This is a genomic window from Eisenbergiella porci, assembly GCF_009696275.1.
Taxonomy (GTDB): Bacteria; Bacillota; Clostridia; order Lachnospirales; family Lachnospiraceae; genus Eisenbergiella; species Eisenbergiella porci.
In genome coordinates this window covers 56,723-71,778 of sequence record NZ_VUMI01000025.1, presented here as the reverse complement: position 1 = coordinate 71,778, position 15,056 = coordinate 56,723, and the positions used below count along the sequence as shown (strand labels likewise).

14 protein-coding genes and 1 riboswitch are annotated in these 15,056 nt (G+C 52.2%); all 14 genes read left to right on the top strand.

All coding sequences use genetic code 11. The annotated features are described in order from the left end of the window. Positions 1 to 185: 185 nt before the first annotated feature. The 14 genes from FYJ45_RS15685 (at position 186) to FYJ45_RS15625 (ending at position 15,043) form a co-directional block, all read left to right on the top strand. On the top strand, positions 186 to 2,081 hold the full coding sequence (locus tag FYJ45_RS15685) for a B12-binding domain-containing radical SAM protein (RefSeq protein WP_154465603.1): 1,896 nt from the start codon (positions 186 to 188) through the stop codon (positions 2,079 to 2,081). Between the two features lie 13 nt (positions 2,082 to 2,094). After that, positions 2,095 to 2,772 carry an endonuclease III gene (gene nth, locus FYJ45_RS15680; RefSeq protein WP_102287426.1) on the top strand — a complete coding sequence of 226 codons (678 nt, stop codon included), beginning with the start codon at positions 2,095 to 2,097 and terminating at the stop codon, positions 2,770 to 2,772. Further along, a complete protein-coding gene (locus FYJ45_RS15675; protein WP_276891396.1) occupies positions 2,769 to 3,500 on the top strand; it encodes a 3'-5' exonuclease in 732 nt (243 codons plus the stop codon). Before nth ends, FYJ45_RS15675 begins: the two co-directional genes overlap by 4 nt. Positions 3,501 to 3,748: 248 nt before the next feature. Continuing rightward, entirely contained in the window at positions 3,749 to 3,853 is a 105-nt protein-coding gene (locus tag FYJ45_RS33190) for a synaptobrevin-B (RefSeq protein WP_390579513.1), read from the top strand. Positions 3,854 to 3,868: 15 nt separating this feature from the next. Then, entirely contained in the window at positions 3,869 to 5,458 is a 1,590-nt protein-coding gene (locus FYJ45_RS15670) for a VanW family protein (protein ID WP_154465601.1), read from the top strand. Between the two features lie 37 nt (positions 5,459 to 5,495). Beyond that, positions 5,496 to 6,497 (top strand): AIR synthase family protein, encoded by a 1,002-nt coding sequence (locus tag FYJ45_RS15665; RefSeq protein WP_154465599.1) that lies wholly within the window; start codon positions 5,496 to 5,498, stop codon positions 6,495 to 6,497. Positions 6,498 to 6,515: 18 nt separating this feature from the next. Beyond that, entirely contained in the window at positions 6,516 to 7,007 is a 492-nt protein-coding gene (locus tag FYJ45_RS15660) for an Lrp/AsnC family transcriptional regulator (RefSeq protein ID WP_021637725.1), read from the top strand. Beyond that, entirely contained in the window at positions 7,004 to 8,179 is a 1,176-nt protein-coding gene (locus FYJ45_RS15655) for an aminotransferase class I/II-fold pyridoxal phosphate-dependent enzyme (protein WP_021637726.1), read from the top strand. The genes FYJ45_RS15660 and FYJ45_RS15655 overlap by 4 nt, the downstream gene beginning before the upstream one ends. A gap of 176 nt (positions 8,180 to 8,355) precedes the next feature. Continuing rightward, entirely contained in the window at positions 8,356 to 8,847 is a 492-nt protein-coding gene (locus tag FYJ45_RS15650; protein ID WP_154465597.1) for a tRNA (cytidine(34)-2'-O)-methyltransferase, read from the top strand. 588 nt (positions 8,848 to 9,435) lie between these two features. Next, positions 9,436 to 9,511: riboswitch (glycine riboswitch) on the top strand. Positions 9,512 to 9,708: 197 nt separating this feature from the next. Then, positions 9,709 to 10,794, top strand: a complete 1,086-nt coding sequence (gcvT, locus tag FYJ45_RS15645; RefSeq protein WP_154465595.1) for a glycine cleavage system aminomethyltransferase GcvT — start codon at positions 9,709 to 9,711, stop codon at positions 10,792 to 10,794. Between the two features lie 88 nt (positions 10,795 to 10,882). Further along, complete coding sequence (gene gcvH, locus FYJ45_RS15640) at positions 10,883 to 11,266, top strand: glycine cleavage system protein GcvH (RefSeq protein ID WP_102287430.1); 384 nt, start codon at positions 10,883 to 10,885, stop codon at positions 11,264 to 11,266. A gap of 26 nt (positions 11,267 to 11,292) precedes the next feature. Then, positions 11,293 to 12,612: an aminomethyl-transferring glycine dehydrogenase subunit GcvPA gene (gene gcvPA, locus FYJ45_RS15635; RefSeq protein ID WP_154465593.1), complete on the top strand. Its 1,320-nt coding sequence runs from the start codon at positions 11,293 to 11,295 to the stop codon at positions 12,610 to 12,612. Beyond that, entirely contained in the window at positions 12,609 to 14,051 is a 1,443-nt protein-coding gene (gene gcvPB, locus FYJ45_RS15630; RefSeq protein ID WP_154465591.1) for an aminomethyl-transferring glycine dehydrogenase subunit GcvPB, read from the top strand. Before gcvPA ends, gcvPB begins: the two co-directional genes overlap by 4 nt. Continuing rightward, positions 14,048 to 15,043 carry a lipoate--protein ligase gene (locus FYJ45_RS15625; RefSeq protein ID WP_154465589.1) on the top strand — a complete coding sequence of 332 codons (996 nt, stop codon included), beginning with the start codon at positions 14,048 to 14,050 and terminating at the stop codon, positions 15,041 to 15,043. The genes gcvPB and FYJ45_RS15625 overlap by 4 nt, the downstream gene beginning before the upstream one ends. Positions 15,044 to 15,056: the final 13 nt, after the last annotated feature.

The following is a 15,056-nucleotide window of genomic DNA, read 5'->3' as shown; positions in this document are numbered from 1 at the left end:
AACGCGTTCTGTCGGAATGCCTCCTGGAAGCAGTTTCATTCTTGCCGCAACACCGTTTTCGCGGTATCCTGTGTAAAGCAGGGTATCGGTCCACAGAAGCCTTTATGCGGCAAAGATTATGTTGAGGCTCACCTTAAGGATCACCAATCCGGCAGAAAGCCTGTCAGAAGAAAGACGAATAATCTATGAAATTTTTACTCACAGCAGTGAATGCAAAATATATCCATTCCAACCCGGCCATTTACAGCCTGCGCGCCTACAGCATCCGGAAGGAGCCGGCGCTTGAGGAGCATATGGAGCTGGCCGAATACACCATCAACCAGCCCTTCCAGGAGATACTGGCGGACATTTATGGCAGAAAGCCGGACTGCATCGCGTTTTCCTGCTATATCTGGAACTGGGAAATGATTCAGGATATCACCCGGGAACTTGCCAAGATCCTGCCTGATGTGCCGATTTGGCTGGGCGGACCGGAAGTATCCTACAATCCGGAAGAAATCCTGGGGAAAATGCCTTTTCTCACCGGGGTTATGGTGGGTGAGGGAGAGGTGACCTTCCACGATCTGCTTGTATTTTATAAAGATAAGCTTTCCTCCGGAGCGAGGCAGCCGGATACAGATGAAGAGGATACACTGCAGAAAATCCCAGGCATTGTTTTCCGAAGAGCCCCGGAAAAGCCGGGCGAAACTCCGGAGGCCTACGCCGCTGCATGCAAAATCCCGGGAACCTGCGCTGCAGCAGGCGCCCTTTCCGTCTGCCGCACCGCTCCCCGCAGCCTCACGGATATCAGTGACATCCCTTTTTTCTACAACGAAGAGGACATTGGTGATTTCCACAACCGTATCATTTACTACGAATCCAGCCGCGGCTGCCCTTACCGTTGCAGCTACTGTCTTTCTTCCATAGATAAAACGGTCCGCCTGCGCAGCCTGGAGCTGGTGGAAAAAGAGCTTCAGTTTTTTCTGGATAAAAAGGTCCCTCAGGTCAAGTTCGTAGACCGTACCTTCAACTGTAACCATACCCATGCCCAGGCGATTTGGCGTTACATCAGCGAACATGACAACGGAGTCACCAATTTTCATTTTGAAATATCCGCGGATATCCTGAACGAAGAAGAGCTTCGGCTTCTGCGTTCCCTGCGCCCGGGACTGGTGCAGCTGGAAATCGGCGTGCAGTCCACCAATCCGCAGACCATCCGGGAAATACGGCGCGCCATGGACTGGGAGAAGCTGAAAAAAATAGTGGCCTCCATCCAGGAGGGACAGAATATCCATATCCATCTGGATTTAATTGCCGGCCTTCCCTGCGAGGATCTGGAAAGCTTCCGCCGTTCCTTCAATGATGTTTACGCCTGCCGCCCGGAACAGCTGCAGCTGGGCTTCCTGAAGGTCCTGAAGGGTTCTTATATGCATGAGAAGGCTTCAGAATATGGGATACATTATACGGATAAGCCTCCCTATGAAGTCCTTTTTACCCGCTGGCTCCCCTATGGGGATGTCCTTTCCCTTAAAAAAATCGAAGAAATGGTTGAGCTGTACTACAACAGCGCCCAATTCACCCATACACTGCCGGTTCTGGAAGCTGTTTTTCCAAATCCCTTCCGTCTTTATGAAGAGCTGGCGGCCTATTATAAAAAGAAGGGATACTTTATTAACAACCCCGCAAGAAGCTACCGCTACCAGGTTCTTATGGACTTTGCCCTTTCTGTGGACCCGGAGAGGGAGAGCCTTTACAGGCAGCTCCTGACGCTGGACATGTATCTGAGGGAAAATCTGAAGAGCCGCCCGGATTTTGCCCTGAATTTACAGGAGATTCCCGAAATCAAGGAAAAAATAAACGGATTTTACCGCAAAGAGGAAAAAGAACCTCTTTTCCTGCAGGATTATGTGGACGATGGCTTTAATTCACGGCAAATGGCAAGAATGACCCACATCGAATGCTTCCGCCTGCCCGTATGGGAAAGCCCTGTCCCCGGGATGGTGGAAACATTCCCGGAAGAAAAAATTTATTTCCTGCTGTTTGATTACAGAAAGAGAAACCCTCTGAACCAGGAAGCCCGTACCACTCTGCTTCCGCTTTAAAGGAGAATGGAAATTGAGACAAAAAGAAAGAATAGAAAATATACTGAAGCTTCTGGACGAGCGCTATGGCACAGATATCATCTGCTATCTGGATCATGAAAATGCATGGCAGCTACTGATAGCCACAATTCTCAGCGCCCAGTGCACGGACGCCAGGGTTAACGTGGTGACTAAAGACCTGTTCCGGAAATATCCGGGCGTGGAGTACTTTGCCCGGGCAGATTTGAAGGAGCTGGAGCAGGATATCCGATCCACCGGTTTTTACCATAATAAAGCAAAAAATATTATCGCCTGCTGTCAGGACCTGGTTGAAAAATTCGGCGGGGAAGTGCCGGAATCCATCGAGGATCTCACCTCTCTGGCGGGTGTGGGGCGGAAAACCGCCAACGTAATCCGCGGGAATATTTACAATGAGCCGAGCATTGTGGTGGACACTCATGTAAAAAGAATTTCCAACCGGCTGGGCCTGACGAAGGAGGAGGATCCGGTCAAGGTGGAATATGACCTGATGAAGGTTTTGCCCAAAGACCACTGGATACTTTACAACCTGCAGATTATCGCGCTGGGACGGGAAATCTGCAAAGCGCCCACCGCAAAATGTGACGCGTGTTTTTTAACGGAGTTCTGTCCATACTATAAGAAGAACAGCGGTAAGAAAACAACAAACAAAAAGACGGAAGGTGCAAGGTGAACGGGCCGGTGAAGGACTATGTCTGCCTGGATTTGGAGACCTCAGGGCTGTATCCCAGACTGGATAAAATTATTGAAATAGGCGCGGTTAAGGTGTTGGGCGGCGTCGCTGCGGAGCATTTCCAGACGTTTGTCAATCCGGGGCGTAAGCTGTCCGGGCATGCGTCTGAAATTACGGGGATTACGGATCGGGATCTGGAATCGGTCCCGTATATTGAGGAGGCGCTTCCTGAGTTCCTGGTCTTTGCCGGGGAGCTTCCGCTTCTGGGGCACAGTGTCCTTTTTGACTATTCCTTTATGAAAAAAGCGGCGGTGAACCAGGGACTGACATTTGAACGCACAGGCGTGGATACGCTGAAGCTGGCGAGGAAATTCCTGCCGGAGCTGGAAAGCAAAAACCTGGGATTTTTATGCAGGCATTTTGGAATCAGCCATACGGCCCACAGGGCGCTGGGGGATGCCCTGGCGACGCAGCGGCTGTATGAGGTACTGTGCGGGCTTTTCCTGGAAGGGAATGAAAAGGATTTCGCGCCCCAGCCGCTTATTTACCGGGTGAAAAAGGAAGGCCCCGCCAGCAGCGCGCAGAAGGAACGGTTATATAAACTGACTGCGGCTCATAAACTGGAACTGGACGCCGATATTGAAAAAATGACGAAAAACGAAGCCAGCCGCACCATAGACAAAATTCTGGCCCAATACGGAAAAATCCCGGAGAAAGAGAAGTTTTGACGCGTAACAGTTCAGGCAGGTTTGCGCATTCACTGCGCAAACCGTGAGAAAACGTGGTGGCAGCAGGCATTCGCCCCTCGCCGAAGGCGACTTTTATGGGTGGATGCAGTAACAGTTCGCCCGAAGGGTAAACTGTTACTTTGATGTTGATTTTCGGCTTATCTTTGCTTGCAAAACAGGAAGCTTTCATATATAATAAGCATCTGAACAAGTAGGATAAGCATGGAAATGTCGGGAGGCATAAGAAAATGTTTAATTTCAATAATAAAAAAACGAGAAGAGTTGTTTCCTCAGTCATCATCATCATACTGGTGCTGGCAATGGTCGTACCGACACTGCTGTATTTTCTGTAAGGATAGGAGCAGCTTATGAAGAAATGGATTTGGACACTTGTCTTTGTACTGGCCATAGGAGCCGCAGCGCTTTCCGCGGGACTTCACTCTCGGGCGCAGGCAAAGCCGGATGATACGATACTGGAAGGCGTGTACGCCGGAGATATTTCACTTTCCGGAATGACCAGGGAAGAGGCGAAAGCCGCCATACAGTCCTATGTGGATTCACTGGCCGCCAGCACCATTACCCTGAACGTAGTGGAAGGCAATACGGTGAATGTAACCGCCTCCGAGCTTGGACTTGGCTGGGCGAACCCTGAGCTTGTTGAGGAAGCGGTGAACCTTGGAAAATCCGGCAACGTGGTGGTACGCTATAAGGCTCTGAAGGATCTGGAGCATCAGAATAAGGTTTATGATATCGCTTTTTCCTTTGACCGGGAAGCGATTGCATCGGTTGTGGAAAATAAATGCGACGCCTTTAACGTGGAGGCGGTGAACGCCCATCTGAAGAGAGTGGACGGCGCTTTTGTGATTGAAGACGGACAGACCGGCGTTGTAGTTGACAACGCAGCTTCTGAGAATGCGATATATGACTATCTGACCACCCAGTGGAAGGGCGGGGATGCCGCCGTGGATCTGGCGGTTACCGAAGAGGTTCCCCAGGGAAACAAAGAAGAGCTGGCGAAGGTTAAGGATGTGCTCGGCAGCTATACCACGAGCTTTTCTTCCTCAGGAAAGGACAGGAGCGCCAACGTGACCAATGGCTGCAGCCTGATTAACGGAACGACCATTTATCCCGGAGAAACCTTCTCCACCTATGAGACGGTCAGCCCCTTTACTGCAGATAACGGATATTATATGGCCGGTTCCTACCTGAATGGCCAGGTGGTGGACAGTATCGGAGGCGGTATCTGCCAGGTATCCACGACCCTTTACAATGCGGTTCTGAAGGCGGAGCTTCAGGTGGAGGAAAGGCACAACCACTCCATGATTGTAGGATATGTAAAGCCCTCCATGGACGCGGCCATCGCCGAATCCGCAGGGAAGGATTTCCGGTTTACCAATAATACGGGCTATCCCATATATATTGAAGGCTATACAAGCAATAAAAATATTACGTTTACCATTTACGGCGTGGAAACAAGGGATCCGGGCCATGTGGTAACCTATGAAAGCGAAGTCCTGGAAACCATCCAGCCAACCTCTGAAAGCATCGTACAGACTACCTCCCAGCCCATAGGCTTCGTGGATGTACAGTCCGCGCATGTGGGCTACAAGGCAAGGCTGTGGAAGGTGGTAACGGAAAACGGCGTTGAGGTCAGCAGAGAGCAGATCAACAGCAGCAGCTACAAGATGGTTCCCCGTACGGCAACGGTAGGTGTTGCCACGAACGACACAAACGCTTATAATGAAATGCAGGCGGCGATTGCCACCGGAAGCATCGACCAGGTGAAGAGCGTGGCGGCGGCTTTGAAGAACGGTCAGAGTAGTGCCCCGGCGGGTAATCCCGGTGTGGATCCTGCGCTCGCGGCCATTTTGGCAGGAAAGTCGCCTGAAGAACAGGCGGCGCTGATCCAGCAGTACAATGAACAGCTGGCACAGCAGCAACAGCAGGCAGGACAGTAATGTCCGCCAACCAGTGTGAATACAGGTGGGAACGCGCATGAAAATCGGCAAGGTGCCCGAGAGCGTCTTAAAACGCTCTGTATTAAGACAACTGAAAACCCGAAGGGATGAAATCATACTTGGCGCAGGTCTGGGGGAAGACTGCGCCATTTTGGCACCCGGCGGGGGAGAAGTTGTGCTTTTTTCCTCGGATCCGGTAACCGGCGCCGGTAAGGATATCGCCCTTTACGGGATACATGCGTCCGCCAATGATATAGCAGCCGCCGGCGCGGAGCCGGTGGCGGTCCTTCTCACCCTTCTTCTGCCCCCGGACTGTGAGGAAAGGAAGCTGAAGGAACTGATGGCCCAGGCGGAAGCGGTCTGCGCCTCCCTGCACATTCAGATCGCAGGAGGGCATACCGAGGTCACTGACGCGGTAAACCGTATTGTCCTTACCGTAACAGCCATAGGCAGGGCCAAAGCAGGAGATACCGTTGCCACCGGGACCGCAAAACCGGGGAATGATATCGTAGTGACAAAATGGATCGGCCTGGAAGGAACCTCCATCGCCGCCAGGGAAAAGGAGAAGGAGCTTCTGGAGCGTTTCCCCGCATACCTGGTGGAAGAGGCGAAGGGCTTTGACAAATATCTCTCTGTTATCCCGGAGGCTGCAGTCGCCGGCAAGTCCGGCGTTTGTGCCATGACAGATGTAACCGAAGGAGGCATCTTCGGTGCACTCTGGGAAATGGCGGAAAGCTCAGGCGTCGGACTGGAAATCGATCTTAAAAAGCTGCCCATCCGTCAGGAAACGGTTGAAATCTGCAATCAGCTGGATCTCAACCCTTATGAACTGATATCAGGAGGCTGTCTTCTGATTGCAGCGGATAATGGAACAGATCTTATACGGAATCTGGAAAAAGAAAATATCCCGGCCGCGATCGTGGGTAAAGCGACCGGAGGGAACGACCGGGTTATCCGGAACGGGGAAGAAAAACGCTTCCTTGAACCGCCCAAAACGGATGAGCTTTACAAAATAAGCTTTGGAGAAGCCGAAAGCTGAACCAGGAAGGGAGTCATTATGAGAGATTTAAGAGAACAATTACTGGGAATTATTGAGAAAAACAGCCGCATTGATTTAAAAGAGCTGGCTGTGATACTTGGCGTGGAAGAAGTAGATGTGGTGAATGAACTGGCGGCCATGGAATCGGAAGGAATCATCTGCGGTTACCATACGCTGATTGACTGGGATAAGACCAGCCTGGATAAAATATCCGCGCTGATAGAGGTGCGCGTAACCCCTCAGAGAGGCCAGGGCTTTGACAACATTGCCGAGCGCGTGTATAAGTATCCGGAGGTGAACGCCGTATATCTGATTTCCGGCGGCTTTGATCTTCTGGTAACCCTGGAGGGAAGGAACCTGAAGGAAATTTCCAGCTTTGTATCTGAGAAGCTGTCAGCGCTGGACGGAGTCCTGAGCACGGCCACTCATTTTATCCTGAAAAAATACAAAGACCACGGAACAATTCTTGCAAAGAAAAATGAAGATACAAGGGAGAAAATTACGCCATGAGAAATCCGCTGTCCGATAAAATAGTCGATATCAAACCGTCGGGCATCAGGAAATTCTTTGACATCGTAAGCGAAATGGATGATGCTATTTCCCTCGGTGTTGGTGAACCCGACTTCGATACCCCCTGGCACATCCGGGATGAGGGTATCTATTCCCTGGAAAAGGGAAGAACCTTCTACACCTCCAATGCAGGTCTGAAGGAACTGAAGATTGAAATCTGCAATTACCTGGAACGCCGTTTTCATCTTACATACAACTATGCCAATGAGGTGCTGGTTACCGTAGGCGGTTCGGAGGCCATTGACATTGCCCTGCGTACCATGGTCAATCCGGGGGATGAGGTGCTCATTCCCCAGCCCAGCTACGTATCCTACGAGCCCTGCGCTGTGCTGGCCGATGCCGTTCCGGTCATCATCAACCTGAAGGCTGAGAATGAATTCCGTCTCACCGCACAGGAGCTTCGGGATGCCATTACGGACAAAACCAAGGTGCTTGTGCTTCCTTTCCCCAACAACCCCACGGGGGCGATTATGGAAAAGAAGGATCTGGAAGAGATTGCGGAGGTGATTCTGGAAAAGGATCTGTTCGTTATTTCTGATGAAATTTACAGTGAACTGACTTATAAAGCGGATCATGTCTCCATTGCAAGCATTCCGGGAATGCAGGAAAGAACCATCCTGATCAATGGTTTTTCCAAATCCTATGCCATGACCGGCTGGCGTCTGGGCTATGCCTGCGGGCCGAAGATCATCATTGAGCAGATGCTGAAGATCCATCAGTTTGCCATCATGTGCGCGCCCACCACAAGCCAGTATGCGGCGGTGGAAGCCCTGCGCAACGGCGACGACGATGTGGTGGAGATGCGGGAAGCCTATAACCAGAGACGGCGCTACCTGATGTATGCCTTCAAGGAAATGGGGCTGCCCTGCTTTGAACCCTACGGCGCTTTTTATGTATTTCCCTGCATCAGGGAATTCGGCATGACCAGCGATGAGTTCGCCACACGCTTCCTGCAGGAGGAAAAAGTGGCAGTGGTTCCTGGGACCGCATTCGGGGACTGCGGAGAAGGCTTTATCCGTATTTCCTACGCCTATTCCCTCGAAAATCTGAAGGTTGCCATCGGCAGGCTGGCGGATTTCGTGGCAAGGCTGAAGAAGGAACAGGCAAGGTAACAGCCCGTGGCGCCTGCTGTTCCAAGCAGTGGGGAAAGAGCTGACAGTTATCATTTTGGCATTGTAATACTGCCGCCGGACGCCGGCGGTTCCGGCAGCCCTGTATCCTGTATAATTCAGGAGACGGGGCTGCCGCTTTTGTAAAAATAAAACGAAAGACATCGGGGAGAATTGAAATGAATATTGTACTGCATCAGCCGGAGATCCCGGCTAATACCGGAAATATCGGCAGGACCTGCGTAGCCACGGGTTCCGTCCTGCATCTCATAGAGCCGCTTGGCTTCCGTCTGAACGAAAAGGAAATCAAAAGGGCGGGCATGGATTACTGGAAGGATCTGGACGTGCGGCGCTATATCAATTATGAAGACTTCCTGGAGAAAAATCCCAGGGCGAAAATATGGATGGCCACTACCAAGGCAAAGCATGTATACACTGACGTTGCTTTCGGCCCGGACGACTATATTATGTTCGGCAAGGAAAGCGCGGGAATCCCGGAAGAAATCCTAGTGGAAAATGAAGATACCTGTATCCGTATCCCCATGCTGGATAAAATCCGTTCCCTGAATTTAAGCAATTCCGTTGCGATTGTGCTTTATGAGGCCCTGCGCCAGAACAGTTTCGAAGGAATGCTCCTCGAAGGCGACCTCCACAGACTCCATTGGAGGTAGTGGGACGCCTTCCCGTTATAGTTCTCCCCCGCGGGATTCCTGCCCGCCGTTCTGTTACGCACCGCTTTCTGGCCGCTCCCCGCGTCTGTCCGGCCGGGTATTATTTTCTGTGTGGGCAGACGACTGAAAGTCGTCTTGCTTTCGCTCGGTTAAAAACGCAGCGGTACTAACGCCGCACAATACGCGGCGTTAGTACCGGCGTTTTTAAACGACCCTTACAGAAAACAATACCCGGCCGGACAGACGCGGGGAGCGGCCAGAAAGCGGTGCGTAACAGAGCGGCGGGCAGGAATGTGCGGGGGAGAACTATAACGGGAAGGCTGCGCCAGGGCAGTAGGTGTTCAGGTAGGTCTGTGTTGATGGTATGTATAGATAGTATGAAGAGATATTATGAAGATATAAAGAGAGATTATAAAGATATAAAGAGAAGGTATAGATGGTTTGTGGAGATAGTATATATAGATAGGTGGGGATAAAAATTGTTGGATTTGTATAATGATTGTGATTGCTGTGTTGGGGGAATTGTGTTAGACTGGACATACAAAGGGGAGGGCATCGGAGGTGGTGTCTTTCTGTAAATATTTTCGGGAGAAGGATTCGGGAGAGACAACTTAATTGCGCCGAAGGGGCATAAACTCTCAGGCAAAAGGACCGGATTTGGACGAAGCTCTGGAAAGGTGAGGTGCAGTAGGTTAGTGCACTGTTGCCACCGACGAGGCAGCCTCTTGTAGGGTAAGGGGTAATCTTTCAGGTACGAAGACAGGGAAGGCATATGGCTGTTAGCGCCGTATGCCTTTTTGCGTGCGGAAATATTTTTTGTGGATGGGAATTTTGTTTTTAAAAAGGAAGGAGCTGGGGGTAATGGAGGAGCGGAGGACGTCGTTGTATGATGTTCATGTGAGGTATGGCGGGAAGATGGTGCCGTTTGCAGGGTATCTTTTGCCGGTGCAGTATGAGGGGTACGGGGTGATTCAGGAACATATGGCGGTGAGACGGGACTGCGGGCTTTTTGATGTATCCCATATGGGGGAAATACTTTGTGAAGGGGAGGGGGCGTTGGAGAATCTGAATTATCTGCTGACGAATGATTTTACGAATATGCGTGACGGTCAGGCCAGGTATAGTCCCATGTGTAATGAAAACGGCGGGGTGGTGGATGATCTGATTGTTTATAAGGTCAGGGATAATCATTATTTCTTTGTGGTGAACGCGGCAAATAAGGATAAGGATTTTGCGTGGATGCTGGAGCATCAGAGGGGCGGCGCCAAATTCCGGGATATTTCGGATAATGTGGGGCAGATAGCGCTTCAGGGGCCGAAGGCTCGGGGGATTCTTGGCAGGGTTGCAGGGGATGAGGTTATTCCTGAGAAGTATTATAGCTGTATTTTTGAGGGGGAGGCGGCGGGTATCCGGTGCGTTATCTCCAGGACCGGTTACACCGGCGAGGATGGGTTTGAGTTGTATATGGCGGCCGGGGACGCGCCGGCGTTGTGGGAAGCGTTGATGGAGGCCGGAAGGGAGGAGGGGCTGATTCCCTGCGGGCTGGGGGCGCGGGATACGCTCCGGCTGGAGGCCGCCATGCCGCTATATGGTCATGAAATGGATGATACGATTTCTCCTCTGGAGTCAGGGCTTTCTTTTGCGGTAAAAATGAAGAAGAATTTTATCGGCAGGGATGCTCTTGAGAAACAGGGAACCCCGTCAAGAAAAAGGGTTGGCCTGAAAGTGACGGGAAGAGGAATTATCAGGGAGCAGGCCGGAGTATATGCGGGGGATGGGAAAATCGGGGTTACGACTTCCGGAACCCATGCGCCTTACCTGGGATATCCGGTGGCTATGGCGCTGCTTCAGGCGGAGGAGGCAGTGCCAGGAAGGCGGGTGGAGGCCGAGGTGCGGGGCCGCCGCGTGGAAGCGGAAATCGTGGAGCTTCCTTTTTATAAAAGGTAAGGGTTCAGTTCTTTTACAGTTATTGCAGGGGAAAGCTATAAAATTTAAATAAAAGTGCCTGAAGGGCATAAAACAGGAGGAAAAATATATGAATTATCCGGATAATTACAAGTATTCCAAATCTCATGAATGGGTTTTATTTGAAGAAGACGGCAGCGCGCGGATCGGCCTTACCGATTATGCGCAGAAGGAGCTGGGAGACCTGGTATTCGTGAATCTGCCTGAGGAAGGGGATGAGGTAACCGCCGGGGAGCCCTTCGGGGATGTGGAGTCCGTAAAAGCGGTATCGGATGTGTATTCCCCGGTGACCGGAATTGTGGAGGAAATCAATGAAGAGCTGCTGGACAGTCCCGAACTGATTAATACGGATGCCAATGAAGCCTGGATGATCAGGGTAAAGGATATTACGGATCAGGAGGAGCTGCTGGACGCTGCGGATTATGAAGTGTATGTGGAAACCCGGAAGCAGTAATGCGGCCGGGAAAGGGGGAAAAGGGAATGGGATCCTACATACCGACAACAGAAGAACAAAGACAGAGGATGCTGGAAATTGTGGGCCTTACTTCCACGGAGGAGCTGTTTGCGGCGCTGCCTGAGGAAGTAAAGTTGAAGGGGGAACTGCAGCTGCCTAAAGGGCTGTCAGAGCTGGGAGCTGCCCGGAAAATGGAAGACTATGCGGAGGAAAACCGTATCTTCCGCCATATTTTCAGGGGCGCAGGCGCTTATGATCATTATATTCCGTCTATTGTAAAGGAGGTTGTTTCGAAGGAGGAATTTGTCACCGCCTATACGCCGTATCAGGCGGAAATCAGCCAGGGGCTGCTTCAGTCTATTTTCGAATATCAGACGATGATCTGTGAACTGACAGGCCTGGACGCTGCCAACGCTTCCGTTTATGACGGCGCGTCCGCTGCGGCAGAGGGTGTTTTCATGTGCAGGGAAAGAAAACGCACCCGCGTGCTGGTTTCCGAAACCACCAATCCTCAGGTGACGGAGGTGATAAAAACCTATTGCCACGGCAGGCAGGCTGTAGTGGAAATGGTGCCGGCCAGGGACGGAAGCACGGATTTGGAGGCTCTGAAAAGCATGCTGGATGACACGGTGGCGTGTTTTTATGTGCAGCAGCCTAATTTTTATGGAATCCTGGAGGACGGGAGGGCATGCGCCGAGGCCGTCCATGAAAGGGGTGGGAAGCTCATCATGGGCTGCAATCCCATTGCGCTGGCTATTGTGGAGACACCCGGGGAATGCGGGGCCGATGTGGCGGTGGGGGAAGGGCAGCCGCTGGGCCTGCCTTTATCCTTCGGCGGCCCTTATCTGGGCTTTATGGCAGCTTCCAGGGATATGATGCGTAAGCTGCCGGGCCGTATTGTGGGGGAAACAGTGGATTCCAGGGGGAACAGAGGCTTTGTGCTCACGCTTCAGGCAAGGGAGCAGCACATCCGCAGGGAAAAAGCAGGCAGCAATATCTGTTCCAATGAGGCGCTCTGTGCTCTGATCGCGTCCGTGTATCTGTCCGCCATGGGGCCGGAGGGGATTACACAGACGGCTGTCCTGTGCGCCTCCAAGGCGCATTATCTGCAGAAGGAGCTGGAAAAAGCCGGGCTGCCTCCGGTTTATAAAAAGGAATTTTTCCATGAGTTTGTTACGGCTTCCCCGGTGGATGGGAAAAGGCTTCTGGGAGCGCTGGAGGGAAAGGGTTTTCTGGGCGGGCTTCTGCTGCCGGACGGGAACCTGCTGTGGTGCGCCACGGAAAAGAATTCGAGAGAAGAAATGGATGAGCTGGTAAGTCTGGTGAAGGAGGTGTGCGGACAATGAAACTGATTTTTGAACGAAGTGTTCCGGGCAGGCGCTGCAGTATACTGCCGGAATGTGATGTGCCGGTAATCGGAACCGGGGAAAAGCCGCTTTCCGCGGCCGGAAGGAAAAGTCCGCTGCGTCTTCCCCAGGTATCGGAAAACGACATCAGCCGGCATTATACCGCGCTGGCCAATGCCACCCACGGAGTGAATGACGGTTCCTATCCCCTGGGCTCCTGTACCATGAAATATAACCCCAAGCTGAATGACGAAATGGCTTCTCTTCCCGGCTTCACGCGGATTCATCCCCTGCAGCCGGAGGAGACGGTGCAGGGCTGTCTGCATGTCCTTCACGATGCAGAGCGGGTTTTCTGTGAAATCACGGGAATGGATGCCATGACCTTCCAGCCGGCGGCCGGGGCGCATGGGGAGTTTACCGGCCTTCTTCTCATCCGGGCCTACCATGAAAGCCGGGGGGACGTAAAACGGACAAAAATCATCGTTCCGGATTCCGCCCACGGCACCAATCCTGCCAGCGCCACGATGGCAGGATATCAGGTCATCAATATCCCTTCCACGAAGGAAGGCTGTGTGGATTTGGAGGCGCTGAAGGCGGCGGTGGGAGAGGATACGGCTGGGCTGATGCTGACCAATCCCAATACTGTAGGGCTTTTTGACAAAAATATCCTGGAAATTACCCGCATTGTCCATGAGTCCGGCGGCCTGTGCTATTATGACGGCGCCAACCTGAATGCGGTGATGGGCGTGGCAAGGCCGGGAGATATGGGCTTTGATACGGTGCATCTGAACCTGCATAAGACCTTTTCCACGCCCCACGGAGGCGGAGGGCCGGGAAGCGGTCCGGTGGGCTGTAAGGCTTTTCTGGGAAAATTTCTGCCGGGTAAGGAAATCCGGGAAGAAAACGGCGTTTTTTACAGAGCGGATTATGAAAAATCCATTGGCATGGTAAGGGCGTTTTACGGCAATTTCCTCGTGGTGGTGAAGGCGTTGTGTTACGCGCTTACACTGGGGGCCGAGGGGATCAGGGATGCCGCCCATATGGCGGTGCTGAATGCCAATTATCTGCGTGTCAGGCTGTCGGAGGCGTATCACATGGCCTATCAGGAAACCTGCATGCATGAGTTTGTCATGACCCTTCAGCCGGAAAAGGAGGAGCTGCAGGTCAGCGCCATGGACATTGCAAAGGCGCTGCTTGATTACGGGATCCATCCGCCTACCATGTATTTCCCTCTCATCGTGCATGAAGCGTTGATGGTTGAGCCTACGGAAACGGAATCCCCGGAGAATCTGGAGGAGCTGATTTCGGCTTTTATGGAAATTCACAGAAAGGCGCAGGAGGATCCGGAGTGGATACGCAGCGCACCCCATAAGACGGAAATTTCACGGCTGGATGAGGTGCAGGCGGCCAGGAATCCCAAACTGCATTATGGATTATGATAAAAAAAATATATACCATAGAATCAGGCTGTTTTAATCCGTATCAGAATATGGGGCTGGAAGAATATCTGATGTACCAGGCGGGAGAGGACGAATGTATTCTTTATTTGTGGCAGAATGAACGGACGGTGGTCATCGGACGGAACCAGAATGCCTGGAAGGAATGCAGGACGAAGGAGCTGGAGGCGGACGGCGGGTATCTTGCCCGCCGTCTTTCCGGCGGCGGCGCCGTATTTCATGATTTGGGGAACTTGAATTTCACTTTTCTGGCGCGCAGGTGCAATTATGATGTGGATAAACAGACGGATGTCGTCCTGGAGGCGGTGAAACGCCTGGGGCTTTCCGCCTGTAAAAGCGGCCGTAACGATATCACCATCAACGGATGTAAATTTTCAGGAAATGCGTATTATTCTACGGGAGACTGCTGTTACCATCATGGTACGATACTCATGCACGCGGATCAGGAGCAGATGGAAAAATATCTGCATGTTTCCAGGCAGAAGCTGGAATCCAAAGGGGTGGAGTCCGTGCGCAGCCGGGTCATCAATCTGTGTGATCTGATGCCGGAGCTTACGAAGGAAAGGATGGCTGTTGTGCTGAAGGAGGCCTTCGCCGGGCGCTACGGGCTGCCGGTGGAGCCGTTTCCGGGAGAACGGCTGGAGGGTGGTGAAATCCGCAGCCGGGCGGCTGCCTTTGCTTCCTGGGAATGGAAGTATGGCAGACAGATTCCCTTCAGCGATGAAATTTCCCGCCGTTTTTCCTGGGGAGAGGTACAGCTTGCGCTGAAGGCGGATGGGGGGAGGATTAGTGAATTGATCCTCCATACGGATGCGTTGGATACACAGCTGGTGACTGCGCTTACGGAGGCGCTTCCCGGAACACAGCTGACGAAGGCTGCGGTTGCGGAGGCCTTCCGGCAGATACCGGCGCAAAACAGGCTGCAGGCATCCATGAAGGATGATTTGGAAAGACTGCTGGGCCTGCTTTTATAATATGCGGCCTTTG